Consider the following 22,299-nt stretch of genomic DNA (forward strand, 5'->3'; position numbering starts at 1 on the left):
CTATCCTTTAATTCTAGCTAATGCTTCAACAGTAGCTTGTACTAAGTTATTAGGATTATTTGAACCTAAAGATTTCGCAATAATATCTGTAACTCCTGAAAGCTCAAGAACTGGTCTAGCAGCTCCACCAGCAATCAGTCCTGTACCTTCAGATGCAGGTTTAAGTAAGATTTTACTTGCGTTATATTTATGTTCAATATCATGAGCAATAGTTGTACCATGAATATTAACTTTAACTAAAGATTTAAATGCATCATCTAATGCTTTTTTAATAGCATCAGGAACTTCTTTAGCTTTACCAGTTCCAAAACCAATAGTACCTTTTTTGTCACCAACAACAACTAAAGCAGTAAATCTGAATCTTCTACCACCCTTTACAACTTTAGTTACTCTACCAATTTTAACGATTGCTTCTTCAAAGTCTTCTCTATTAACTGCCATCATTAACCCTTATAATTTGATACCGTTATCTCTAAGTGCGTCAGCGAAAGCTGCAACAACACCATGATAAAGGTAACCATTTCTATCAAATACTACTGTATCAATTCCAGCAGTTTTTAAAGTTTCAGCAAAAACTGCTGCTACTTTTCCTGCATTTTCTTTATTCACGTTTAAATTCATTGTTTGAGAATTAACTGCTGCTAAAGTTTTACCTTCAACATCATTAATTGCTTGCGCACTAATATACTTATTAGACTTAAAGAAAGAAACTCTTGGTAACTCTGCTGTTCCAAAAATATTTCCTCTAACTCTTTTTTTTCTTTTAATTCTTAATGAATTCTTTTTTGCTAAATCTTTTGCTCTACTCATTGTATCATACCTTACTTAGCTGTTTTTCCGGCTTTTCTAACGATATGCTCGTCAGTATACTTCACACCTTTACCTTTGTACGGTTCTGGTTTTCTGTAGCCTCTAATTATTGCAGCAGCTTGACCAACTTGTTGTTTGTCAGCACCTTTAACGTGAATTAAGTTTTTTTCAACAGTAATTTCTAAACCTTCAGCGATTTCAAAATTAATTGGGTGAGAATAACCTAATTGTAGTTCTAAAACTTTACCTTTAACAGCAGCTCTATAACCAACACCGTTGATTTCTAATGATTTTTGAAAACCAGTATTTAATCCATCAATAGCGTTGTTTAATAATGCTCTATATGTTCCCCAGAAAGCTGCAGATTCTTTTTCTTCTCCAACTTTTCCTAAGATAACATTGTTATCAGCAATTTCAACAGAAACTCTTCCGTGTGTTTCAACAGAAGAAGTTTTGTTCCCTTTTTTTACATCAATAATAGTACCATTAACTGATACTTCTATTCCCGCAGGAATAGCGATAGGTTTTTTACCAATTCTAGACATTATACTCTCCTACCAAACTGTACATAATACTTCGCCACCAACTTTAGCTGCATATGCTTCATCATTAGCAATAACACCCTTGTTAGTAGAAACGATAATAGTACCGTACCCGTTTTTAAACGTTTTAATATCAGAAAAGTTTTTATAAACTCTTCTTCCTGGTTTAGAAACTCTAGTAATTTCATTAATTACTGATTTTTCATTGTCATCATACTTCAATTCAACTTGAATTGTTTTCTTATTGTTTTGTCCGTCAATAACTTTGAATCCAGTAATATACTCTTTTTGTTGTAAAACGTTTAAAACGCCTACAATAGTTCTTGAGTGTAATAATGTTGCAACTTCTAATTTTCTTAGTGCTGCATTTCTAATTCTTGTTAAAGCATCTGCGATTATATCATTCATCATAGCTTAAATTCTCCTACCAACTAGCTTTTCTAACGCCAGGTAATAAACCTTCGCTAGCCATTTTTCTTAAACAAATTCTACATAAACCAAAATCTCTGTAAACAGAGTGTGGTCTACCACAAACAGAACATCTTGTATATGCTCTTGAAGAGAACTTAGGAGTTCTCTGTTGTTTTGCAATCATAGATTTCTTTGCCATTACGCTCTTCCTTTAGTAAATGGAATTCCCACTAACTCTAATAATCTAAATGCTTCCGCATCATTAGTAGCAGTTGTAGAAACTGAAATATTCATACCGTGAGTTGTGATGATATTATCATATACAACTTCTGGGAACATTAATTGTTCGTCTAAACCAAAGTTAAAGTTTCCTCTACCGTCAAAACCATTTTTATTAAGACCTCTAAAATCCTTAACTCTTGGTAATGCGATTGAACAAAGTTTATCTAAGAAAGTGTACATTTGTTCACCTCTTAAAGTAACTTTTACTCCTACAGGGTAACCTTCTCTTACTTTAAATCCAGCAACAGATTTTTTAGCAATAACTTTAACAGCTTGTTGACCAGCTATTAAAGAGATAGTATCTTGAATGTTTTGCATTAATTTACTATCTTTCATTGCTTCACCAGCACCAACAGAAATAACAACTTTGTCTAACTTTGCAGTTAACATTTTGTTTTTTGGAAATTCTGTTTCTAAAACTGGTTTAATCTCTGCTTTATATCTTTCTAATAATCTAGCTGCCATTTTACTCACCTTCTACTTTTGCTACATTTGAAATGTCAATTGGCATTTCTTTGTTTACAAAACCACCATCTGGGTTTTTCTCTTGATCAGGTTTAACAGTTTTTTTAGCAACTTTACAATCTTTAACGATTACTTTGTTTTTTGAAGGTAATACTTGTAAAACTTCTCCAGTTTTACCTTTGTCATCACCAGCTAAGATTTTAACTGTATCACCTTTTTTGATTTTTAATTTAATTGCCATATTATAATACCTCCGGTGCAAGTGAAACGATTTTCATGAAACCTGAATATCTAACTTCTCTAGCAACTGGTCCGAAAATTCTTGTTCCAATAGGATCTTTTTTAGCATCTAAGATAACTGCTGCGTTATCATCAAATCTGATTAAAGAACCATTTTCTCTTTGAACTTCTTTATGTGTTCTAACAACTACTGCTTTAACAACTTGACCTTTTTTAACTTTACCAGTTGGTAAAGCTTTCTTAACTGAAGCAACAATAACGTCACCAACAGTTGCATATCTTCTCTTAGATCCACCAAGAACTTTGATACACATGATCTGTTTAGCACCAGTGTTGTCAGCTACGTTTAATCTAGTAAAACTTTGAATCATTACTTAGCTCCTGTAGCTACTATAGTCTTTAATCTAAAAGATTTAGTTTTAGATAAAGGTCTACATTCAACAGCAATAACTTTATCACCAAGTTTCATTTCATTTCTTTCGTCATGAACTAAATATTTTTTAAATCTTTTAACCATTTTGTGATATCTTGGGTGAATAACTTGTCTAGTAACTAAAACAGAAGCTGTTTTGTCTCCAGAAATTTTAACCACTACACCTTGAATCTCTCTTTTATGTGTCATTCTATAGATCCTTAGTTAGCTTTTACTGCAGTAATAGCTGTTTGAATTTTAGCGATATCTTTCTTCGCTACTCTTAATTCAGAAGTATTAGTTAACTGCATAGTTTTTAGCTTAGCTTTTAATTCAAAAAGAAGCACCTTTTTTTCTTTTAATAATACTAAAAGCTCTTGTAAGCTTTTATCTTTTAAATCAATATAGTTCATTTTCGCTATCTTTTGTTACAATTTTTGTTTTAAATGGTAATTTGTGCATTGCTAAAGTTAACGCTTCTCTTGCAAGAGTTTCGTCAACACCAGCCATCTCAAAACAAATTCTACCAGGCTTGATATTCATAACCCACTTATCTACAGCACCTTTACCTTTACCCATTCTTGTTTCTAATGGTTTAGCAGTTAAAGGTTTGTCAGGGAATACCATAATCCAAACTTTAGCTTGTCTCTTTACTTTTCTAGTCATTGCAACTCTTGAAGCTTCAATTTGTCTAGAATCGATTCTACCATGTTCTACAGCTTTAAGACCGATCTCACCGTAAGCTAAAGAGTTACCTCTTGCAGCTTTACCTCTGTTTCGACCTTTCATCATTTTTCTGTATTTAGTTCTCTTAGGCATTAACATAATTATTTACCTCTTCTCTTTTGTGGTCTTCTTTTAGGTTTTTCTTCTTCTTTTTGTTCAGCAGGAATACCTTTTGCAAGTACCTCACCTTTGAAGATCCAAACTTTAATACCAATACAACCATAAGTTGTATGAGCTTCAGCAAAACCATAATCGATTCTAGCTCTTAATGTATGTAAAGGAACTCTACCTTCTAAATACCACTCAGTTCTAGCCATTTCAGCTCCACCAAGTCTACCAGAAACAGAAACTTTAATACCTTTAGCTCCACCTTTAAGTGCATTTTGCATAACTCTTTTCATAGCTCTTCTAAATGCAACTCTTCTTTCTAATTGTTGTGCAACATTTTCAGCTGAAAGTTGACCAGATAATTGTGGCTTTCTTTCTTCTTTAATATTAACAGCAATTTCTTTTCCAACTAATTTTGCTAAGTTTGCTTTTAATTTCTCAACGTCTGCACCTTTTTTACCGATAACGATACCAGGTCTTGCAGCAACAATTGTTACTCTAATTTTCTTAGCAGTTCTTTCAACGATAGTTGAAGCTACACCAGCATAGTATAATTCTTTTTTAACATACTTTCTGATTTTATCATCTTCAGCTACATTTGCAGGCATTGTAGCAAATTTTGGGAACCATCTAGAATCCCAGTTTCTGTTTATACCTAATCTTAAACCTATTGGATTAACTTTTTGACCCATTACTTATCTCCTTTAGTAGCTTCTGCAACTTCAATCATAATGTGTGCAGTTGGTTTATGCTTTGGTGAAGCAGAACCTCTTGCTCTTGGAGTAAATCTTTTAAGTACTGGACCATTATCTACTCTAGCAGATGTAATAACTGCATTTTCTGGTTCTAAACCTGCATTTGCTACAGCAGATGCGATAACTTTAGAAATAATACCAGCAGCTTTGTTAGGTGTGAATTCTAATGATGCAATTGCATACTCAGCGTTCATACCTTGAACTTCTCTAGCGATTAATCTAGCTTTAGTAGGTGAAAGTCTAATAAATTTTAATATTGCTCTTGCCATCAATTACGCCTTTCTTTGAACAGAACCTTTATGGCCCTTAAACGTTCTAGTAGGTGCAAATTCACCTAATTTATATCCAACATGATTCTCTGTAACATTTACAGGAACGAAGTTTCTTCCATTGTGCACATTAAAAGTTAAGCCGATCATATCTGGTAAGACCATAGATCTTCTAGACCAAGTTTTGATTGGTTTTTTGTCATTAGCTTCAACAGCTTTCATAACTTTTTTTAATAAGTGTGCGTCTATAAATGGACCTTTTTTTATTGATCTTGACATTTTAAACCCTTACTTCTTTTTTCTTGAAATGATTAGTTTATCACTAGCTTTTTTCTTTCTAGTTTTATAACCTTTAGTTGGCATACCCCATGGAGTAACAGGATGTCTTCCAGAGTTAGTCTTACCTTCACCACCACCATGTGGGTGATCAATTGGGTTCATTGCAGAACCTCTTGTTTGTGGTCTCTTACCTAAGTGTCTTTGTCTACCAGCTTTTCCAATAACCATATTAGAGAAGTCTTCGTTTCCAACAATACCAATTGTTGCAAGACATACAGAAAGAATTTTTCTCATTTCACCTGAAGGAAGTCTCATAATTACATATTTGTCTTCTCTACCCATGATTTGAGCATATCCACCAGCAGATCTAGCTATTTGTCCACCTTTACCTGGTTTCATTTCAATATTATGAACCATTGTACCAATAGGAATATTGATTAATTTCATAACGTTACCTGGTAAAATATCAAGTCCAGATTCAGCAGCTTGTACTTTATCTCCAACTTTTAAACCAGAAGGTTGTAAAATATATCTTTTATCACCATCAGCATAAGTAATTAAACAAATTCTACAGTTTCTGTATGGGTCATATTCAATTGTTGAAACAGTCCCTTGAACACCGAATTTATTTCTTTTGAAATCAATAATTCTATATAATTTCTTAGCACCTGCTTCTTTATGTCTTGAAGTGATTCTACCATTATTATTTCTACCAGCTGCTGCTTTAACTCTTACAAGTAAAGATCTAACTGTTGGTTTAGAAGTAATATCAGAAGTATCCATTACAGACATGAATCTTCTAGCAGGAGTTATTGGTCTAAATTTTTTAATTGCCATTCATATCCCCTTAAGCTGAAAGGTTCGCTATTTCAGCGCCCTCTGGTAATGTTACATAGAATTTTTTGAAATCTGGTCTTGAACCTAATTTCCCTTTAAATCTTTTAACTTTTCCGTTTTGTCTTAAAGAATTAACTTTTGATGGAGTAACACCGAAATATTCTTTGAATACTTCTTTTAAACCATTTTTAGTCATTCTTGGACTAGTTTGAACAACGATTACACCATTTTCTTGAAGCTCAATCGTTTTTTCTGTATATAATATTGCTTTAATATCTGTTATATCTGCCATCTTAAGCCTCTTTTGTTAATGATTCAAATACTGATTTTTCAATTAGTACTGAATGGTATGCTGCAATTAAATAAGCGTTAACTTCTTGCTTTTCAATCATGTAACAATTTTTAACATTTCTAAACGCTAAGTATGTTTTCTCATCAATTGTATCAACTACAACTAGAGTATCTCTTTGGTTTAATTTAGCTAAAATTGCTAGTGCATCTTTAGTTTTTCCAGATTCAATTGAAATTGAATCAGTTACAAATAAAGAACCGTTATCAGCTTGAGCATTTATAGCAAAACTTAATGCTAAAGCTTTTTGTTTTTTATTTACTTTTTGTACATAGTTTCTTTTAGTTGGACCAAAAACTTGACCCCCACCAACGAATAAAGGAGATCTTTTAGAACCCCATCTAGCACCACCAGAACCTTTTTGAGCTTTAGGTTTTTTACCACCACCTCTAACTTCTGATCTATTTTTAACTCTAGCTGTATTAGCTCTTTGAGCAGCTAAGTATGATTTAGCATATAAGTATAAGTTGTGAGAATTAATCTCAGCAAACTTAGCTGGTAATGCTACATCACCATTTGCTTCAAATTTGTCATTTAATACTATTGCATTACTCATTTAGCAACCTTTACTTTACCTAGTCTACCATTAGCTCCAGATACTGAACCTTTAACTACTAAAATTCCAGTTTCTGCATCAAATGAAACTACTTCATTTTTAACACTAACAGTTGTATTTCCGTATTGACCTGGCATTTTCTTACCTGGTTGAACTCTACCTGGCCATTCAGCATTACCGATTGATCCAGTTCTTTTTCCCATTCTGTGACCGTGTGATGCTCTACCACCCGCAAAATTCCATCTTTTAACAACACCAGAGAAACCTCTACCTTTACTATTAAAAGTTGATTTTAATATTTTTGCTTCAGATAAACCACTTACATCTAAATCACCAGCTTCAGTATTTGCTACAGTAATTGTTGCAAATCTGTTAAACTCTTTAGATAAGTCGTATTTCTTTTGTTGACCTTCAATTGTCTTATTCATCTTTTTTCCAGATGCATAAGAAACAAATGCTACACCGTCAGTCACTTCACATACCTTAGTATCAAGAACTCTTAAAAGTGTAACAGGAACAGCAGGAACAGAAACTGTTCTACTCATACCAATTTTTTCTACGATAAATTCCATTTAGTACCCTTTCTTATTCTTGACCCATAGATCTAACTTCAACATCAACTTCTGGAGCTAAGTCAAGTTTCATTAATGAATCTACAGTATCTGGAGTTGCAGCTATAATATCAATCATTCTTGAATGAACTCTGATTTCAAATTGCTCTCTAGAATCCTTATTAACGTGAGGACCTTTTAGAACTGTATATCTTCTAATCTTTGTTGGTAAAGGTATAGGACCTCTCAACTCAGCACCAGTTCTCTTAACAGCTTCAACTATTGAAGCAACACTTCTGTCTAAAACTCTGTGATCGTAAGCTTTTAACTTTAATCTAATTTTTTCCATTTTTTTCCTTTAAAGAACTCGTTAGATATACGATAAATCGCACTCTAACCCTTTTTATGGACGCGGATTATAACTTATTTTTGATTAGATGTCAAGTATTATGGGGTTTGCTATTAAAAAAGTGGCATTTTGTTTCCTTTTTAAAAGGACAAGTAATAGATATTAGCCATGCTTTTAAGCAAGGAATAAGTTTAGAAGGTCATTTTAGCTTTTTGTACTATTTGAACAATTTATACAAAAATTCAAACCTTTAATCGTTTCATTTTGGCAGTTATTACATTTTATTTTTAATTCATTTTGACAATTAGGACAAAAGTTCATCTTAAAATAATCTACTTTATTAAAACATTTATTACAAATACTTTTATTAAAACTTTCAATTTTAGAGATACTATTATTCTCTAACTGTTTAAGACTCTCTCTATATCTTTTTTGAATTTTAACTATTAAGTATCCAAAGATTACTATTAATAGTGTAATTACAAGATAATAAACAATAAAGGGCACTTCTAATTCATAGAAAAAACTTAGTACTCTCTCAATAAATATTTTTGGCATTAAAATATAAATTAAACTTAAAAGTGAAATAATACTTGGAATAAATATTACAATCATAATATTTTTAAACATTATATATAATGTATATTTTTCATTTATTAAATATCTTTTCATTATGTAAAAGGATGATATTAATAAAGGAAATAAAAATAAAAGAGTGATTAATTCTTTTTTGATCGCATAAGATTTACTTAAATTTCTGTAATCTTCTTTTATTTGTTTCTTATTATCTTTTATAAAAGAGAGCAATTCGTTAACACTATTTGAATTTTTAAATTGTTTTAATAACTCTTCTTTTTCTTTTTTTAGTTTTTCATTATTTTTTAAATAAAGATTATATTTTGATTTTATGTTCTCTGAAGAGATATTATCTTTAATTATTGATTTTGAAGATTCTTGAGAACTTATTTTTTCAAAAAGAACTGTATTATAGTTTTCTCTCAAATAGGACAATTCATTACTTACTTTATTTAAATTATTATTTATTCTTTTTTGATTTTCTCTTAAAATTTTTATATTATGTTCTATATTTACATTTTTAAGTTTTGTATATATAAGAGTAGTACATCTTTTATCAAGTTCTTGATTTTTTATATTTTGATATTTATTATTATGATTTTTTGATAAATAAAAGTAACTATTAAAGTCATCAACATTTTTTGAGTTTATTATAGCTCTACATGTAGAGGAAAAAGTCACTTCTGGATTATTTAAAACTTTAATCTGAAAATCAATTCCTAATCCAATTGTTATAAAAATAAATACATTGAGAAAGAAAATAAAAAGTATTGTTAACTTTGATAGTTTCTCTTTTCCTTTATACACAAAGTTTTTTGAATAAAAGTTTTTAATTAAGTTTTTCATATATTTTATATGCTTAAATAAAATATATTGAAGATTTATTCTTTAGTTTTGTATAAATATCCTCAAAGTTTGCAGGATATACTCTCGTTCCTGCAATTGAACTTATAAAGTTTGTGTCACCTAACCATCTAGGAAGCATATGATAATGAACATGCTGTTCTATCCCTGCACCTGCAGCTTTTCCAAGATTCATACCAATATTTACACCTTCACAATTCATTACATCTTTTAGAAGTTTTACACCTTGCCTTACTCGAATACTAAGCTGCATCCAAACTTCATCAGGTAAGTCTTCTATTTTGTCTGTGTGATAGTGTGGAATTACCATCATATGGCCAGGAGAATAAGGAAATTTATTCATAACCACATAACAGTGTTTATCATGAAAAAGAACTTGTAACTTATCCTCATCTAAATTTTTAGAAATATGACAAAAAATGCATCCTTCAATTTTTTCTTCACTTACATATTCATATCTCCAAGGTGCATATAAATGTTCCATTTTATATCCTATATAAAGTTTGGTGCATCATTTGCAAAAAGAATTAGGTCACCTACTCTTGTTTGCTCAGCTAATGTTGTTTCCATTAAAGATTTATCTTTCAAAATAAATACTTTTTGAGAATCTATATGTGCACTTAACAATTGTGTATTTAAACTTCCAGTTAAAATTACATAATCAAACTTTTCATTTATCTCTTTTGCTAGTAAAATATTTGCTTCATCTGTAGATTCAACAAGTCCAGGAGTTATTATAACTTTTCTACCTTCATACGTTGAACAGATATTTAGTGCTTCTAGCATACCTTCTAGGTTTCCATTAAAAGAATCATCAACAATAACTTTTCCACCAGCTTTTATAAGTTGTAATCTATGCTCAACTTGAGGTAAGCTTTTTAGAGCTAATTTTATTTCATCTAAACTCATACCTAATTCATGTGCTACTAAAATAACAGCAGTTAAGTTTATAGCATTAAAACTTCCAAGAATTGGAGCATGGAAATGTTCTATATTTCCATTTATCTCAACATCAAACCAAATACCATCTAAAGAACTTTTTGTAATATGCAAATTATTTGGAAATTTTGTAATAGTTTCATAATCCTTAATAGGAACACTCTCATGAACAAAACCTTTTTGCATTCTAGGTGATTTTAATAATTCCATTTTAGTATGAATAATATTGTCTAAAGTTTTAAAGTATTCTATATGCTGTTCTCCAACACTTCCTATTACACATATTTGTGGTTCTAAAAACAATGCTATTTCTTCAATATCACCTTTTTCTCTAGCCCCTGCTTCTGCAATATATATTTGAGTATCTAAAGGAATATCTCTATTTACATCTAAAACTATTCCACCTATTGTATTAACAGATCTTGGAGTTTTATATGTTTTATACTTTTTCTTTAAAACATGATGTAAATAGTTTTTTATAGATGTTTTTCCATATGAAGCAGTAATTGCAATAATTTTTAAACCTGCAATACTATGAACTCTTTGTTTACCTTTGTGTTTATAAGATATAAAAAGTATTTTTTCTAAAACAAAAGATCCAGCATATGCAATAATTAGTGGGATAAAAACAAAAGTATTATTACAAGATGGACTTGCTAAACATAAAGCTGAAATTCCAAAAGTTGCAAATAATAGTATTGCTAAAAACCTTTTAACTCTTGAAGTTAAAACTACTGGACGGTCTAGTTTTTTATTCCAAATTATAAAACTTGTCATAAATAGAGCATAAAAATATATTGAATAATATAAATCAGGTATTAAATAAAATAAAACAATTGGCGTAATAAAATATGTAATATGCCATTGCCATTTATGATGTTTTAATACAACTCTATCTAATCTATAGTTATACCACTGTAAGTTTGTAATTAGGTAATAACCTAAACTCATTATTAATAAAATTTGTGTAAATAAATTAAAGTATTCCATTTTCTACTCTCTTAGCTATATCTTTTGCATTTTTTACAAAGAAGAAATGATCTCCATCATAAGATATAAAAGTTGATGAATTAATTAAAGATGCAATTTTTTTCCCTGATTCTAAAGAAGTTGCAGTATCTTTTTGTCCCCAAAATATCAAAGCATTATTTTTATAGTTTTTAAAGTTCTTAGTAAAGTCTTCATTTACAACATTTTTAAAAGTAGCATACATACCTTCATTCATAGTGTTAACATCTGCACTTCTAAATATTTTAGTAAATTTTTTTAAACCTAAAGCATTAAAAAACTTTGCAATTGTTATTTTAAATTTTACATCAAAAGATTTTTCTTCTAGTATTCCAGCAGAACTTAAAAGAACTAAGTTTTTTGGATTTAAAAGTGTGGCAACTTTTCCACCGTATGAATGTCCTGCTATTATATCTTTTGATGAATTTAGAAGAATTAAAAACTCTTCTGTAATTTTTACGTAGTCTTCAGTTTTAAGTTCATATTCATTTGCACTTTTACCAAACCCTGGTAAATCAATATAAATATGTCTAAAGTCTTTAAAAAAAGGAGAAAAGACATTTTTCATAATGTCTTTATTTGAACCCCATCCATGTAAAAAGATAATATCTTTTTTACTTGATGCATTAACTATTTCGTAAGAAATATCAAATGTTTTATTATCAACTATTAAACTTTTAGAGGCCAAATTTATTTTCCCTTACTTGCATGAATTTTATTTACATATTCATAAGTAACAGGTATATGTTTTTTCCTTGGTAATGTTGTGGCAACACTTTTAAATAATGTATTAAAATCTGCAAATAAATAGTTTGCCATTGATCCTGGGATTGAATTTATTTCATTTAAATATACTTCATTATCAACAATAAAGAAATCACATCTAATGATTGAACCTTCAAATAAATTGTTATAAATTCTCTCAAAAGATTCTTTAACTTTTGCATTTAATTCTACACCTAAATCAACTTCTAGCGCAGTTGAAGTTCTTGAAAAATCTAAATACTTTTTATCAAAATCTAAAAACTCTGCTTTTTGAGGTTCTTCGATAATAGAAAATTTAAACTCTCCATTTACTTTTGTTCCTGCTAAATTATATTCTTTAACACCAGATATAAAAGGCTCAATTATAATTGCATTATCAAATTCATATGCAACATCAAGTGAGTACTCTAGTTCTTCTTGTGTTTTCACAATTGCTACTCCAATTGAAGAACCAAGACGAACAGGTTTTACAATTACAGGAAAAGTATCTACAACAACAGTATCACCTTTTGTGTAATACTTGTAATCAAGTGTTTTTACATTAACAGAAGAAGCATAACCTTTTGTAAGGAATTTATTAGAACTTACAACGCAAGCTTCAGTTCTTGGAGCGATAAAAGGAATATTAAAAAATTCTAATACAGAAGATAAAATTCCATCTTCCCCATCTCCACCATGTGAAAGGTTTAAAACTACATCAAAATCTAATGGTTTGTCTTTTCCTAAAAATCCAGCTTTTTTTGAAAAGCCATTTTTGCAAATATCAACTTTATCACATTTTTTATACTCACCTGAGCTAAATAATTTTGATTTAATTGTATTTGTTGGAATATGGTAGAACTCTCTGTTTTCATCTAAAAATATATAAACTAACTCATCACTTAAAACATCTTTCATAGCAATTGCACTTACAATTGAAATCTCGTGTTCAAAACTAACTCCACCAAAAACTATAGCTATTTTCATTAACTTCCCTTAATTCTATTTTTGTAATTTTTTCAACGCTTCTTTTACTAAATCACTTGTAGTTGTAGAAACACAAGTTTTTAGTATTTTAGCTAAAACATCTTTTTTAAATCCTAAAGATTCTAAAGCAAGAGAAGCTTCTAATAAAGAAGAGTTATTTGAACTACCTTCTTCTTCGACATTTAAATCTATAATTGAACCTGAAAGCTCTACTAGAATACGACTTGCACCTTTAGGACCAATTCCCGGAACTCTTTTTAGCATTGATACATCATTTTCATTTACGATTTGAGCAAAAGAAGAAGGTGTGAAAGTTGAACAAATTGCAAGGGCAACTTTTGGACCTACTCCATTTATTTTAATAACTGTGTCAAAAAGCTTTTTTTCATTTGAATCTAAAAAGCCATATAAAGTTTGGGATTCTTCTCTAATAATATGAGTTATTTCTAAAGTTACATCATCACTAATAATTTTTGAACTACAATTTAAAGAAACAAAAATTTCGTAAATAATTCCATTAACATTTAAGTTTAATAATGTTGGTTCTTTTTTTGTTATTTTACCTATAAGGCCTACTATCATTTAATTCTACTCTTTATTCAATTCATTATTACATTTAATATACTATAAACATATATCATTATATAATAATTGAACTTAAACTAAAAGGCTTGTATTATGTTAGAGTTAATAACAAAAAAAATTAGTAACAAAATTATATTTGCGCTATTTTTTTTAATGACTATTAGTAGTATTTCCATTGTAATATTAACTACTTCTAAAGTTTCAGAAGATTCAATAAACAAAACAAAAGAAAATCTTGAAATGTTAAATGCAGCAATGTTTCAAAGTCTTAGAAATGCAATGAACACAGGTGATCCAGACCAAATTGAAAAAGCTGAAGATGATGCTAGAAGTATTAAAGGTGTAAAAAGCTTACATGTTGCAAAAAGTAAAGCACTTATGGAACTATATCCATCAAATTCTACTTTTACTGAAGATCCAAATACTTTAAAAGCATTTAGCAATAAAGAGTCTGCTCTTTTAGAAGCAAATGATTCAACCGGACATAGTCTTCGAATGATTAAACCAATGATTGCAACTCCTGATTGTTTAATGTGTCATGCGAATCAAAAAGAAGGTGATGTAATTGGAGTAATGGACTTAACATTCTCATTAGATGAAGCCGATAGCCAAATAGCAGAACTAGTTGTATATATTTCAATAATTTCTGCTGTATTGGGATTGTTAACTATTACATTAATCTTTTTTATTGTGAAAAAAGCTACTAATCCTATTGGTAAATTAAAAAATGGTTTTGAAAACCTTTTAGAATCAAATGACCCTTCTATTTCTTTGCAAGTAGAATCTCAAGATGAGATTGGGGAAGTATCAAAACTATTTAATTCATATATGGATAAAGTAAGAGCTGGTCTTAAAAAAGATGAGATTGTAATTGAAGAAGCTAGTGATATTTTAGAAAAAACGGGAAATGGTTTCTTTGTTTATCAAGTAGAACAAACAGCATCAAATCCACATGTTGAAGATTTGAAAAATAAATTAAATGAAATGATTAAAAATACAAAAACAACTTTAGATAATATTAATCAAACACTTAGAAAATATTCTGAATCAAAATTTGATTATAAAATCAATGATGATGGAATTTATGGAGATTTAGGTTCTTTAACAGCGGGAATAAAACTTGTTGGAAATAATACTTCAGAAATTCTAGCAATGATTATGAATACAGGTGATTCTTTAAATAAAAATACTGCTATTTTATCAAGTGCATCAAATGATTTATCTGTTTCATCAAATCAACAAGCGGCATCTTTAGAAGAAACAGCGGCTGCTTTAGAAGAAATTACATCTATTATTTCTGCAAATACACAGTCATCTTTTAAAATGTCTACCTTAGCTCAAAATGTTACAAGTTCAGCAAAATCTGGTCAAGAGCTTGCTAATAGAACTGCTGAGTCTATGGATGAAATAAACGTACAAGTATCTTCTATTAATGAAGCAATTGAAGTAATTGATCAAATAGCATTCCAAACAAATATTCTTTCACTTAATGCGGCTGTTGAAGCTGCAACTGCAGGTGAAGCAGGGAAAGGTTTTGCAGTTGTTGCAGCTGAAGTTCGAAACCTTGCTAATAGATCAGCAGAAGCTGCTAAAGAGATTAAAAATATTGTAGAAGCTGCATCATCAAAAGCAGAACAAGGTAAAGTCATTTCAGGAGAGATGATTGATGGATATACTGAGTTAAATGAAAATATTACTAATACAATAAGTATAATTGAAGAAGTAGCTACAGCATCTAAAGAGCAAGAAAGAGGAATTATTCAAATTAATGATGCAGTTAACACTTTGGATCAAGCAACACAAAAAAATGCACAAGTAGCAAATGAAATTTCTAATATGGCAAGTAATATTTCTGACATGTCAAATTCACTTGTAACAGCAGCATCAAGAGCTTCATTTATTCAAGATACTCTTGATAAAGTTTGTGATGTAGATTTAGTTTATGATACAGCTCAAATAAAAGTTGATATTTTAGATACTAAAGATGAAGTTTATGCACAACTTGGAACTTATAATTCATGGAAAGTAAAAGAAAATACAAGTTTAAAAATATGGTCAGATTCGCATATCAACTCTGGGAAAAAAATAGATATGGAAATTATGAATACAATTGATAAATTAAATACTCAGTTTCATGAAAACTTACAATCATTAGTTGATGCAAATGCAAATAAAGAAAGCAATAATAGTTTAAATCAAAAAGCTAAAGAAGTAGAAATAAATGCTCTTAAGATATTTGAAAATTTAAATGATGTTAAAAAAGATGCGTGTAAGAAATAAGTAAATAAAAGAGGTTTTAACTTCTTTTATTTTCTGTAAATAAAACAATTATGATTGCATTTGTTTAATAAGAGCTTCTAGTTCATCTTCATCTATAATCTCATCTGAAGAATCAATATTTTTAGCACTAGGCGCAAATCCATATTGAGTTTTATCAATGTTATTATGCTCACATACAAAGTTTACAACTCTTTCGATTTTTTGTCTATATAAATCTTGATGTTGTAATAAACCTAAAGATTCAGAAACTTTAGAGTTTATTTTCTCTTTTTCATGATCTAAAATTGACAAAGAGTTTACTTTATCATTTATAATTTCCAAGTTATTATATATAGATAAAGCATTATTTTCTGATTCTTTAATCACATCACATAATTCAACTATTAACTCTTCATACTTCATAGATATCCTTTTACAAGTAAAATATTCTATAGTTTAACTTATTTAAACTTAACTAAAAGATATTTTTATAAATTATTAGTAATTATTTAATGAATTATTTCTGCAATTAATTCAGTAGCATAACAACCTTTTGGAAGTGTAAATTTTAGTTCCATCCAGTTTTTATCTTCTTTATAATTACTTTCAACATCTTCAGGAAAAATCCATGCAAATCTTCTTGCTCCATCTTCACCTGTAGGTGCTTCATACTCTTTTTCAATCTCATAAGCTAAGTCAATAGAGTTTTTAACTCTCTTTCCTGATAAAAGACCAGTAGGTACTCTATCTCTATCATAGAATTTATCAGATTCTGTTTCTAAATCTTCTATAGTAAATATTTTACCAAAAGGATAATGAGATAATAAATCACCCGTCATTATTTTTAATGGATGTTTCTGTTTTTTCATTCTTTTAACAACATCAAGAGGTAAATTTAATTTTTCGTATATTTCTTTTGGTTCAAAAGCATCAACTAATTTTGAGATTTCAATTCTTTTTGAAAGCCAATTATTAAAAAGATATGATTGATAAGCATTTATATACATTTGCTTAAGATTTCTTCTTTTTTCCTTTAAAGTACCTTCTATTATAGCTTTACCTTTTTTATAATTGTCACCTTCAATTCCAAATCTTTGGAATCCAAAATAATTGGGCATACCTAAAGTTACAATACTTCCTAAAGCTGCTTCAATTTTTCTTGAATCTAAAACATTTACTCTTTTTAATCTAACAAAGAATTTATTCCCTTTTAAGTGTCCTACTTTAATTTTATTATTATGATAGGTAGTTTCTAAAATTTTTATATTAGGATGATTAAATGTTTTTAACTTTTCTTCATATTGCTTATGAATAGATATAGTTTGAACTGTCATTGCATTTTTATCTTTTAATCCTGCATATCCAATATCTCTGCTTTTACAACCTACATATTTTGCTATTATTTCTAAAGCATCCCAAGTTGCTAAATCTTTTTTTCTTATTTTTAAAATAAGATGTTCACCCTCACCTGAGAATTCGTATAATGGTACTTCAGTTACAACAAAATCATCTTTGTTTTGTTTAAATAGTACATCTATTTTTGAGTGGTTTAAATACCTTTGTAATTGCTTCAATATATTTCCTTAGATTTTTTATATTTTTTATATTTTAAAAATGGTGATTTTTAACTTTTGCTTCGTATTTGCCTTTTACTGCTTTTGCAAATATATTTAATTTTACTTTATGTTTTTTAGCAATTTTTTCAATTTTTTTTAAATGCTTTTTGTTAAAAGAAAAAAGTATTTCATATTCTTCGCCTGAGCTTCCAATATCTTCACTTATATGTTTAAAAAAATCAAAACCAATATTACTTGCTTTTGAAACTCTTTCTAACTCAAAAAAAAGTCCATCTGAGATATCAAGTGCTGAAGTTACATATTTTGAACTTTCATAAAAAAACTCAGGATTTAACTTTGGTTTAATAAACTTAGAATTTTTACTTATCTTTTTACCTTTAAACAATTTTTCTAAATCTTTTTTACAAGTTCCAAGAGTTCCTGTGTAACAAAATAAATCATCTTTTTTTGCAGTTGAACGAAGTATTGGACTTTTGGTCTTAGAAATAATTGTAATTGAAATATCAAGTTTATTATTTGATATCGTATCTCCACCAATTATTTCAATACCAAACTCTTTTGCAGCTTTTTTAAAGCCACTTGATAACTCTTTTAACTCTTTTTTAGAGTAAGTCACTGGAATTGCAACACTAAGTAATGCATACTTAGGAATTGCATTCATAGCTATTGCATCAGAAATATTAACTATCATTGATTTATATGCTATTTGTTTTAAAGTAAACCATTTCGTTTTAAAGTGGATGTTTTCAAAAAATGCATCCATAGAATACACATGAGAGCCTACAACTGCACCATCATCACCTATAAATTTACTATTTGAAAATTGTTTTATAAAATACTCTTCTTTATTCATTCGGAATTATACCAAATATGAGCAAAATATACACATGTTCATTCTCAAATGATAATTTTTGATATAGGATATATTTTATCCTATTTACTTTTAGAAAAATTATTGTATAATATGGCTTATTTTAAAACTTAGGAGAAAATATGCCAAAAATTAACAAATACGTTGATATTGATACTGTTGAAAGAGAAGCGAAAAAAGATTTAATTGATAGACATTCACCATTTATTCACTGTGCTGCAACTGCAAAACAAGGTGAGCCATTTGAAGTGACTGTTAAAATGGGTAATGAATATACTCATCCAGATGATTTTGATCACTATATTGAATCAATTACATTATTTAATGGTGAAACTAAATTAGCATGTGCTAGTTATGTTCCAGGAACATTAGGAAATGTTAAAGCTCATAATACTACTACTTTTACAATTATTCCAACTGGAAAAAAATTAAACTTAGTAGCTCATGGTTACTGTACTAAACACGGTATCTGGGAGTCAACTCCTGTTGAAGTATCTGTAGAAGCGTAAGCTTTTCATATCTTTAATAAAAAAGGGGCAAAGATTAATTTCTTTGCCCCTTTTTTTATCTCTCATATTAACACATAATTAACTACTTTTTTATATACTTCAACTAATACAATTAAAAAAGGAAATATCATGTTAAAAAAATTTCTAACTTTATTTACTTTTATGCTTTTAAGTCTATCTGTACTTAATGCTCAAGAAAATAAAATGTTCCAATCAGTAAAACCTTCAGAGGCAACATTAGTTAAAAATGATTCAAGTAAGCAGTTTTGTAACGTATGTGGAATGCACTTAACAAAATTTTATAAAACAAATCATGCAACAACATTTAAAAATGGACATAAAGAACAATATTGTTCAATTCATTGTCAAGCACAAATACATAATGATCATGAAAATAAGATTAAAAAAATTGAAGTAGTTGATACAAATACTTTAAAATTCATTTCTGCTAATACGGCTACTTATGTACTTGGCTCTTCTAAAAAAGGAACAATGAGTCCTGTTAGTAAATATGCATTTGATAAAAAAGAAGATGCTTTATCTTTTCAAAAAAACTTTGGTGGAGAAATACATACTTTTGAAGAAACATTAAAAATTGCAAAGGATTCATTATCTAAGGATACTGCAACAGTTAGTAAAAAAAGAGTTACAATGGCAAAAAAGGGTAAAAAAATCTATTCCTCAATATGTAAACAAGATAAACTTCCTGAGTTTAATTCCGTTGGAGAAAGTAAACAATATATAATCGACAATAAATTATGTAAAAAATTAAAACCCAATATGCAACAAGCAGTAGCTATTTATTTATATGATCCAATATTAGCAGCAAATAAAAATAAAATGATAAAAGTACCAAAAGATGCTAAATGTCCAGTATGTGGAATGTTTGTAGCAAAATATCCAAAGTGGGTAGCACAAATAGATGTAGAACAAAAACACTCACACTACTTTGATGGGGTAAAAGATATGATGAAGTTTTATTTTAATCCATCAAAATTTAAACATAATCATAAAGTAGAGGATATTTCAAAGATGCTTGTAACTGATTATTATACTTTAAATGCTATTGATGCAAAGAGTGCTTTTTATGTATTAGGTTCAAATATCTATGGACCAATGGGAGAAGAATTAATTCCATTTAGAACAAAAAAAGAAGCAGAAGATTTTTCTAAAAGTCATTTTGGGAAAAAAGTATTAAAATTTGAAGATATAAAAGAAAACCTTTTATATTAGAGAATAAAGCAATACGAAGTAATTCGTATTGTCTTATAACAAAGTTAAATTAATTTATCTAATTTTTACAAAAGAACAACAATAGTCAACTAAAGTATGAACTCTTAATTTAAATTTAGAATTTGCAGGAACTTCAAATGTTGCAGGTCCTTTATATAAAACCCATTCTTGAGCAGGTAAAAGTACTTCTAATTCACCTCTTTGAATATCCATAATCTCTTTGTGAACTGTATTTAATTCATATTCACCTGGTAACATAATACCTAATGTTTTTCTAGAACCATCATCAAATTCAATACTTCTACTTGTAATATTCCCTTCAAAAAGAACACTTGCAGCTTTTGCGATAGAAACATTATTAAATTCTGCCATATAACTTCCTTACATAATTATTTTATAAATTATATCATAAAATTTATTTGGTTTTATTGAAGCAAAAGGCTAGTTCTTTTTAGATATAATTGCTAAAAATTAAATAAGGATATTTATGACTATTCAAGATGAATTAGCCTCTTTACTAAAAAATGATGTATTAATTGAAATAGAAGATTATATTGATGAACTATTCGAAATTATTGCTTCAAAAAAAGAAGATGAAAGAACAAAAGAAGAGCTAGCTTCAATGCAAGAAATGAGAGAAGATTTTAATGATATGTTAAAAGACCTAGATGCAGGTGAAATAGATGAAGAAGAAGCTAAAGAAATTATGGAAGAAATAAATGAGATGAGAAAAGAGGACTAAAACTTTTTATGCAAGGTTATATAATAGATATAAAACCTGTAAAAGACGATGATCTAATAGTATCAATACTCACAGAAACATCTATTTTAACTACTTATAGGTTCTATGGTGCAAGGCACTCAAATATAAATATAGGCTATAAAATAGATTTTGAATTAGAAGATACTAGATCAACCATACCTCGGCTTAAAGATGTAATACAACTTGGATTTCAATGGATTTTAGACTATGAAAAGATGTATTGTTGGCAAAGATTTGTAAAACAGTTTTATCCTCACTTAAAAGAATTAGAAGAAATTGATGCTTTTTATTTCTATAATCTTGATAATTTAGTTCATATTATGATTAAACAAAATGCTCTAAGAGCTATATGTGAATCATACATATCAATTTTAGAATATGAAGGAAGACTTCACACTAATTATGAATGCTTAATATGTGAAAATAAAATCTTAGAAAATATATCTTTAGTTAGAGGTTTTTTACCTGTTCATGCTAAATGTACTTATTCTAAGGTATTCGAATTAAAAAAGATTAAAGAGTTATTTGAAGAGAAAAAGTTAATAAACTTAACAGATGAAGAAGTTGAGTATTTGTGGGATATAATTTTACAAGGATTATAAAATAAACTATTAGACTTTATTATTCGTCTAATAATCTATCTTGTAATTTTTCAATCGCTTTTTCTAAAGCTTTTACATCTAAACCATATTTTGTAGCTTTAACAATAGCTTTTTCAGTATTATCATCACTTAATGGATTAGATATATCACAGGCTGTTTTAATTACATCAAGAATTTGAGCTTTTTGTTTAATATCATTAGAACATTTTGAAATATCATCAACAAATTCAATTAACTCAACTAAATTTTCACTTAATTTCCAATGTCTAAATATTTTTGCTGTAATTTCAGAAGTAGTAAGACCTACTATTTCTTTTTCTGCAACACAAAAAGATGAACCTGAAGAAATTAATGTCTTAAATTCTTCAGTCTTTTTTTCACTAGTAATTATATCTGCTAAAATAAACTTTCCTGTTTCTTGTAATAAAACAGGAAGTAAGAGTTCATTCTTTAAATCAACATCAACATGCGATAGCCATAAACTTACAAGTGTTGAAGAAAGATTTGAAGCTCTCATAAAATCATCACTAGAAATACTATATGGCTCTAGATTAGTATTTAAAAGATTTTGAACAGTCCCACCAATTGCAATAGAAATTGTAAAATTAATTCCTAACAAGCCAATAGCACGACTTGGTGTTTCAACTTTTGATCTAAATCCAAACATTGCTGAATTTGATATTTTAAGTAAAGTTGAAATAATTAATGCATCTTTTTCAATTATTTGTAATAATTCAAAAGTTTCTTTATCAAACTTTTTCCTAAACTCTTCAATTTCTATAATAGTTTTAGGTAAAGGAGGTAAAGACTCAATCTTCTCTAATATATTAGCAGACATGTG

At 28.7% G+C, this 22,299-nt stretch carries 35 protein-coding genes; 5 read left to right on the forward strand and 30 right to left on the reverse strand.

Annotation, left to right across the window (positions count from 1 at the left end; genetic code table 11):
• The 25 genes from rpsE to ruvA all read right to left on the reverse strand — a co-directional run bounded on the left by rpsE (position 1) and on the right by ruvA (position 13,641).
• Positions 1-441, reverse strand: a complete 441-nt coding sequence (gene rpsE / locus KO488_RS04370; RefSeq protein WP_152189778.1) for a 30S ribosomal protein S5 — start codon at positions 439-441, stop codon at positions 1-3.
• A gap of 9 nt (positions 442-450) precedes the next feature.
• Positions 451-810: a 50S ribosomal protein L18 gene (gene rplR, locus KO488_RS04375; RefSeq protein WP_216057576.1), complete on the reverse strand. Its 360-nt coding sequence runs from the start codon at positions 808-810 to the stop codon at positions 451-453.
• A gap of 11 nt (positions 811-821) precedes the next feature.
• Positions 822-1,355, reverse strand: a complete 534-nt coding sequence (gene rplF / locus KO488_RS04380) for a 50S ribosomal protein L6 (protein ID WP_216057577.1) — start codon at positions 1,353-1,355, stop codon at positions 822-824.
• A gap of 9 nt (positions 1,356-1,364) precedes the next feature.
• Positions 1,365-1,763, reverse strand: a complete 399-nt coding sequence (gene rpsH / locus KO488_RS04385; protein ID WP_216057578.1) for a 30S ribosomal protein S8 — start codon at positions 1,761-1,763, stop codon at positions 1,365-1,367.
• Between the two features lie 13 nt (positions 1,764-1,776).
• Entirely contained in the window at positions 1,777-1,962 is a 186-nt protein-coding gene (locus KO488_RS04390; RefSeq protein ID WP_216057579.1) for a type Z 30S ribosomal protein S14, read from the reverse strand.
• Positions 1,962-2,510, reverse strand: a complete 549-nt coding sequence (gene rplE / locus KO488_RS04395; RefSeq protein ID WP_152189786.1) for a 50S ribosomal protein L5 — start codon at positions 2,508-2,510, stop codon at positions 1,962-1,964. The genes KO488_RS04390 and rplE overlap by 1 nt, the downstream gene beginning before the upstream one ends.
• A gap of 1 nt (position 2,511) precedes the next feature.
• The gene (gene rplX / locus KO488_RS04400; protein WP_152189787.1) at positions 2,512-2,751 is read right to left on the reverse strand and encodes a 50S ribosomal protein L24; all 240 of its coding nucleotides are present in this window, start codon (positions 2,749-2,751) and stop codon (positions 2,512-2,514) included.
• A 1-nt stretch (position 2,752) separates the two neighbouring features.
• On the reverse strand, positions 2,753-3,121 hold the full coding sequence (rplN, locus tag KO488_RS04405; protein WP_076084974.1) for a 50S ribosomal protein L14: 369 nt from the start codon (positions 3,119-3,121) through the stop codon (positions 2,753-2,755).
• Positions 3,121-3,372: a 30S ribosomal protein S17 gene (gene rpsQ / locus KO488_RS04410; protein ID WP_216057580.1), complete on the reverse strand. Its 252-nt coding sequence runs from the start codon at positions 3,370-3,372 to the stop codon at positions 3,121-3,123. Before rpsQ ends, rplN begins: the two co-directional genes overlap by 1 nt.
• An 11-nt stretch (positions 3,373-3,383) precedes the next feature.
• The gene (gene rpmC, locus KO488_RS04415; protein ID WP_216057581.1) at positions 3,384-3,575 is read right to left on the reverse strand and encodes a 50S ribosomal protein L29; all 192 of its coding nucleotides are present in this window, start codon (positions 3,573-3,575) and stop codon (positions 3,384-3,386) included.
• Positions 3,562-3,987 (reverse strand): 50S ribosomal protein L16, encoded by a 426-nt coding sequence (gene rplP / locus KO488_RS04420; protein ID WP_216057582.1) that lies wholly within the window; start codon positions 3,985-3,987, stop codon positions 3,562-3,564. The genes rpmC and rplP overlap by 14 nt, the downstream gene beginning before the upstream one ends.
• Before the next feature lie 2 nt (positions 3,988-3,989).
• A complete protein-coding gene (gene rpsC, locus KO488_RS04425; RefSeq protein ID WP_216057583.1) occupies positions 3,990-4,688 on the reverse strand; it encodes a 30S ribosomal protein S3 in 699 nt (232 codons plus the stop codon).
• A complete protein-coding gene (gene rplV / locus KO488_RS04430) occupies positions 4,688-5,020 on the reverse strand; it encodes a 50S ribosomal protein L22 (protein ID WP_152189796.1) in 333 nt (110 codons plus the stop codon). Before rplV ends, rpsC begins: the two co-directional genes overlap by 1 nt.
• A 3-nt stretch (positions 5,021-5,023) precedes the next feature.
• A complete protein-coding gene (gene rpsS / locus KO488_RS04435; protein ID WP_152189798.1) occupies positions 5,024-5,299 on the reverse strand; it encodes a 30S ribosomal protein S19 in 276 nt (91 codons plus the stop codon).
• A gap of 9 nt (positions 5,300-5,308) precedes the next feature.
• Positions 5,309-6,136: a 50S ribosomal protein L2 gene (rplB, locus tag KO488_RS04440; RefSeq protein WP_152189800.1), complete on the reverse strand. Its 828-nt coding sequence runs from the start codon at positions 6,134-6,136 to the stop codon at positions 5,309-5,311.
• A gap of 10 nt (positions 6,137-6,146) precedes the next feature.
• A complete protein-coding gene (locus KO488_RS04445; protein ID WP_216057584.1) occupies positions 6,147-6,428 on the reverse strand; it encodes a 50S ribosomal protein L23 in 282 nt (93 codons plus the stop codon).
• A 1-nt stretch (position 6,429) separates the two neighbouring features.
• Positions 6,430-7,041: a 50S ribosomal protein L4 gene (gene rplD, locus KO488_RS04450; RefSeq protein ID WP_216057585.1), complete on the reverse strand. Its 612-nt coding sequence runs from the start codon at positions 7,039-7,041 to the stop codon at positions 6,430-6,432.
• Positions 7,038-7,613 carry a 50S ribosomal protein L3 gene (gene rplC, locus KO488_RS04455; protein WP_216057586.1) on the reverse strand — a complete coding sequence of 192 codons (576 nt, stop codon included), beginning with the start codon at positions 7,611-7,613 and terminating at the stop codon, positions 7,038-7,040. The genes rplD and rplC overlap by 4 nt, the downstream gene beginning before the upstream one ends.
• Positions 7,614-7,626: 13 nt before the next feature.
• Entirely contained in the window at positions 7,627-7,941 is a 315-nt protein-coding gene (gene rpsJ / locus KO488_RS04460) for a 30S ribosomal protein S10 (RefSeq protein ID WP_071627220.1), read from the reverse strand.
• Positions 7,942-8,145: 204 nt separating this feature from the next.
• Positions 8,146-9,363, reverse strand: a complete 1,218-nt coding sequence (locus KO488_RS04465; protein ID WP_216057587.1) for a zinc ribbon domain-containing protein — start codon at positions 9,361-9,363, stop codon at positions 8,146-8,148.
• A gap of 13 nt (positions 9,364-9,376) precedes the next feature.
• Positions 9,377-9,865 carry an HIT family protein gene (locus KO488_RS04470; protein ID WP_216057588.1) on the reverse strand — a complete coding sequence of 163 codons (489 nt, stop codon included), beginning with the start codon at positions 9,863-9,865 and terminating at the stop codon, positions 9,377-9,379.
• Positions 9,866-9,873: 8 nt separating this feature from the next.
• Positions 9,874-11,310: a Mur ligase family protein gene (locus KO488_RS04475; protein WP_216057589.1), complete on the reverse strand. Its 1,437-nt coding sequence runs from the start codon at positions 11,308-11,310 to the stop codon at positions 9,874-9,876.
• Positions 11,297-12,016: an alpha/beta fold hydrolase gene (locus tag KO488_RS04480; RefSeq protein WP_216057590.1), complete on the reverse strand. Its 720-nt coding sequence runs from the start codon at positions 12,014-12,016 to the stop codon at positions 11,297-11,299. The genes KO488_RS04475 and KO488_RS04480 overlap by 14 nt, the downstream gene beginning before the upstream one ends.
• Before the next feature lie 2 nt (positions 12,017-12,018).
• Positions 12,019-13,059 carry a D-alanine--D-alanine ligase gene (locus KO488_RS04485; RefSeq protein WP_216057591.1) on the reverse strand — a complete coding sequence of 347 codons (1,041 nt, stop codon included), beginning with the start codon at positions 13,057-13,059 and terminating at the stop codon, positions 12,019-12,021.
• Between the two features lie 15 nt (positions 13,060-13,074).
• Entirely contained in the window at positions 13,075-13,641 is a 567-nt protein-coding gene (ruvA, locus tag KO488_RS04490; RefSeq protein ID WP_216057592.1) for a Holliday junction branch migration protein RuvA, read from the reverse strand.
• A gap of 96 nt (positions 13,642-13,737) precedes the next feature.
• On the opposite strand from ruvA, the gene KO488_RS04495 reads away from it, so the two are divergent.
• On the forward strand, positions 13,738-15,924 hold the full coding sequence (locus tag KO488_RS04495) for a methyl-accepting chemotaxis protein (protein ID WP_216057593.1): 2,187 nt from the start codon (positions 13,738-13,740) through the stop codon (positions 15,922-15,924).
• 48 nt (positions 15,925-15,972) lie between these two features.
• Here the strand turns inward: KO488_RS04495 and KO488_RS04500 are convergent, their stop codons facing one another.
• The 3 genes from KO488_RS04500 to KO488_RS04510 all read right to left on the reverse strand — a co-directional run bounded on the left by KO488_RS04500 (position 15,973) and on the right by KO488_RS04510 (position 18,333).
• A complete protein-coding gene (locus KO488_RS04500; RefSeq protein ID WP_216057594.1) occupies positions 15,973-16,326 on the reverse strand; it encodes a hypothetical protein in 354 nt (117 codons plus the stop codon).
• 86 nt (positions 16,327-16,412) lie between these two features.
• Complete coding sequence (gene truD, locus KO488_RS04505; protein WP_216057595.1) at positions 16,413-17,477, reverse strand: tRNA pseudouridine(13) synthase TruD; 1,065 nt, start codon at positions 17,475-17,477, stop codon at positions 16,413-16,415.
• A 34-nt stretch (positions 17,478-17,511) separates the two neighbouring features.
• Entirely contained in the window at positions 17,512-18,333 is an 822-nt protein-coding gene (locus KO488_RS04510; protein WP_216057596.1) for a thiamine-phosphate kinase, read from the reverse strand.
• A gap of 140 nt (positions 18,334-18,473) precedes the next feature.
• Between KO488_RS04510 and KO488_RS04515 the strand changes: the two genes are divergently transcribed.
• Both KO488_RS04515 and KO488_RS04520 read left to right on the forward strand, forming a co-directional pair.
• Positions 18,474-18,860, forward strand: coding sequence for a class II SORL domain-containing protein (locus KO488_RS04515; RefSeq protein ID WP_216057597.1), 387 nt, complete (start codon positions 18,474-18,476; stop codon positions 18,858-18,860).
• A 129-nt stretch (positions 18,861-18,989) separates the two neighbouring features.
• Entirely contained in the window at positions 18,990-20,093 is a 1,104-nt protein-coding gene (locus KO488_RS04520) for a nitrous oxide reductase accessory protein NosL (protein ID WP_216057598.1), read from the forward strand.
• 54 nt (positions 20,094-20,147) lie between these two features.
• On the opposite strand, the gene KO488_RS04525 is transcribed toward KO488_RS04520, so the two are convergent.
• Positions 20,148-20,465: a pyrimidine/purine nucleoside phosphorylase gene (locus KO488_RS04525; protein WP_216057599.1), complete on the reverse strand. Its 318-nt coding sequence runs from the start codon at positions 20,463-20,465 to the stop codon at positions 20,148-20,150.
• A 115-nt stretch (positions 20,466-20,580) separates the two neighbouring features.
• Between KO488_RS04525 and KO488_RS04530 the strand changes: the two genes are divergently transcribed.
• Together KO488_RS04530 and recO are read left to right on the forward strand one after the other, a co-directional pair.
• The gene (locus KO488_RS04530) at positions 20,581-20,835 is read left to right on the forward strand and encodes a hypothetical protein (protein ID WP_216057600.1); all 255 of its coding nucleotides are present in this window, start codon (positions 20,581-20,583) and stop codon (positions 20,833-20,835) included.
• 8 nt (positions 20,836-20,843) lie between these two features.
• The gene (gene recO / locus KO488_RS04535) at positions 20,844-21,458 is read left to right on the forward strand and encodes a recombination protein RecO (protein WP_216057601.1); all 615 of its coding nucleotides are present in this window, start codon (positions 20,844-20,846) and stop codon (positions 21,456-21,458) included.
• 19 nt (positions 21,459-21,477) lie between these two features.
• Here recO and KO488_RS04540 read toward each other — a convergent pair whose 3' ends face one another.
• Positions 21,478-22,296: an HDOD domain-containing protein gene (locus tag KO488_RS04540; RefSeq protein ID WP_216057602.1), complete on the reverse strand. Its 819-nt coding sequence runs from the start codon at positions 22,294-22,296 to the stop codon at positions 21,478-21,480.
• Positions 22,297-22,299 lie beyond the last annotated feature (3 nt).

The sequence above is a fragment of the Poseidonibacter lekithochrous genome, assembly GCF_018861145.1.
Classification (GTDB): Bacteria; Campylobacterota; Campylobacteria; order Campylobacterales; family Arcobacteraceae; genus Poseidonibacter; species Poseidonibacter lekithochrous_A.

Bases quoted from the DNA above. Each gene is read 5' to 3' on its own strand.
- rpsE (WP_152189778.1), bottom strand. From the start codon at position 441: ATGGCAGTTAATAGAGAAGACTTTGAAGAAGCAATCGTTAAAATTGGT.
- rplR (WP_216057576.1), bottom strand. From the start codon at position 810: ATGAGTAGAGCAAAAGATTTAGCAAAAAAGAATTCATTAAGAATTAAA.
- rplF (WP_216057577.1), bottom strand. From the start codon at position 1,355: ATGTCTAGAATTGGTAAAAAACCTATCGCTATTCCTGCGGGAATAGAA.
- rpsH (WP_216057578.1), bottom strand. From the start codon at position 1,763: ATGATGAATGATATAATCGCAGATGCTTTAACAAGAATTAGAAATGCA.
- KO488_RS04390 (WP_216057579.1), bottom strand. From the start codon at position 1,962: ATGGCAAAGAAATCTATGATTGCAAAACAACAGAGAACTCCTAAGTTC.
- rplE (WP_152189786.1), bottom strand. From the start codon at position 2,510: ATGGCAGCTAGATTATTAGAAAGATATAAAGCAGAGATTAAACCAGTT.
- rplX (WP_152189787.1), bottom strand. From the start codon at position 2,751: ATGGCAATTAAATTAAAAATCAAAAAAGGTGATACAGTTAAAATCTTA.
- rplN (WP_076084974.1), bottom strand. From the start codon at position 3,121: ATGATTCAAAGTTTTACTAGATTAAACGTAGCTGACAACACTGGTGCT.
- rpsQ (WP_216057580.1), bottom strand. From the start codon at position 3,372: ATGACACATAAAAGAGAGATTCAAGGTGTAGTGGTTAAAATTTCTGGA.
- rpmC (WP_216057581.1), bottom strand. From the start codon at position 3,575: ATGAACTATATTGATTTAAAAGATAAAAGCTTACAAGAGCTTTTAGTA.
- rplP (WP_216057582.1), bottom strand. From the start codon at position 3,987: ATGTTAATGCCTAAGAGAACTAAATACAGAAAAATGATGAAAGGTCGA.
- rpsC (WP_216057583.1), bottom strand. From the start codon at position 4,688: ATGGGTCAAAAAGTTAATCCAATAGGTTTAAGATTAGGTATAAACAGA.
- rplV (WP_152189796.1), bottom strand. From the start codon at position 5,020: ATGGCAAGAGCAATATTAAAATTTATTAGACTTTCACCTACTAAAGCT.
- rpsS (WP_152189798.1), bottom strand. From the start codon at position 5,299: ATGTCAAGATCAATAAAAAAAGGTCCATTTATAGACGCACACTTATTA.
- rplB (WP_152189800.1), bottom strand. From the start codon at position 6,136: ATGGCAATTAAAAAATTTAGACCAATAACTCCTGCTAGAAGATTCATG.
- KO488_RS04445 (WP_216057584.1), bottom strand. From the start codon at position 6,428: ATGGCAGATATAACAGATATTAAAGCAATATTATATACAGAAAAAACG.
- rplD (WP_216057585.1), bottom strand. From the start codon at position 7,041: ATGAGTAATGCAATAGTATTAAATGACAAATTTGAAGCAAATGGTGAT.
- rplC (WP_216057586.1), bottom strand. From the start codon at position 7,613: ATGGAATTTATCGTAGAAAAAATTGGTATGAGTAGAACAGTTTCTGTT.
- rpsJ (WP_071627220.1), bottom strand. From the start codon at position 7,941: ATGGAAAAAATTAGATTAAAGTTAAAAGCTTACGATCACAGAGTTTTA.
- KO488_RS04465 (WP_216057587.1), bottom strand. From the start codon at position 9,363: ATGAAAAACTTAATTAAAAACTTTTATTCAAAAAACTTTGTGTATAAA.
- KO488_RS04470 (WP_216057588.1), bottom strand. From the start codon at position 9,865: ATGGAACATTTATATGCACCTTGGAGATATGAATATGTAAGTGAAGAA.
- KO488_RS04475 (WP_216057589.1), bottom strand. From the start codon at position 11,310: ATGGAATACTTTAATTTATTTACACAAATTTTATTAATAATGAGTTTA.
- KO488_RS04485 (WP_216057591.1), bottom strand. From the start codon at position 13,059: ATGAAAATAGCTATAGTTTTTGGTGGAGTTAGTTTTGAACACGAGATT.
- ruvA (WP_216057592.1), bottom strand. From the start codon at position 13,641: ATGATAGTAGGCCTTATAGGTAAAATAACAAAAAAAGAACCAACATTA.
- KO488_RS04495 (WP_216057593.1), top strand. From the start codon at position 13,738: ATGTTAGAGTTAATAACAAAAAAAATTAGTAACAAAATTATATTTGCG.
- KO488_RS04500 (WP_216057594.1), bottom strand. From the start codon at position 16,326: ATGAAGTATGAAGAGTTAATAGTTGAATTATGTGATGTGATTAAAGAA.
- KO488_RS04510 (WP_216057596.1), bottom strand. From the start codon at position 18,333: ATGAATAAAGAAGAGTATTTTATAAAACAATTTTCAAATAGTAAATTT.
- KO488_RS04515 (WP_216057597.1), top strand. From the start codon at position 18,474: ATGCCAAAAATTAACAAATACGTTGATATTGATACTGTTGAAAGAGAA.
- KO488_RS04520 (WP_216057598.1), top strand. From the start codon at position 18,990: ATGTTAAAAAAATTTCTAACTTTATTTACTTTTATGCTTTTAAGTCTA.
- KO488_RS04525 (WP_216057599.1), bottom strand. From the start codon at position 20,465: ATGGCAGAATTTAATAATGTTTCTATCGCAAAAGCTGCAAGTGTTCTT.
- KO488_RS04530 (WP_216057600.1), top strand. From the start codon at position 20,581: ATGACTATTCAAGATGAATTAGCCTCTTTACTAAAAAATGATGTATTA.
- recO (WP_216057601.1), top strand. From the start codon at position 20,844: ATGCAAGGTTATATAATAGATATAAAACCTGTAAAAGACGATGATCTA.
- KO488_RS04540 (WP_216057602.1), bottom strand. From the start codon at position 22,296: ATGTCTGCTAATATATTAGAGAAGATTGAGTCTTTACCTCCTTTACCT.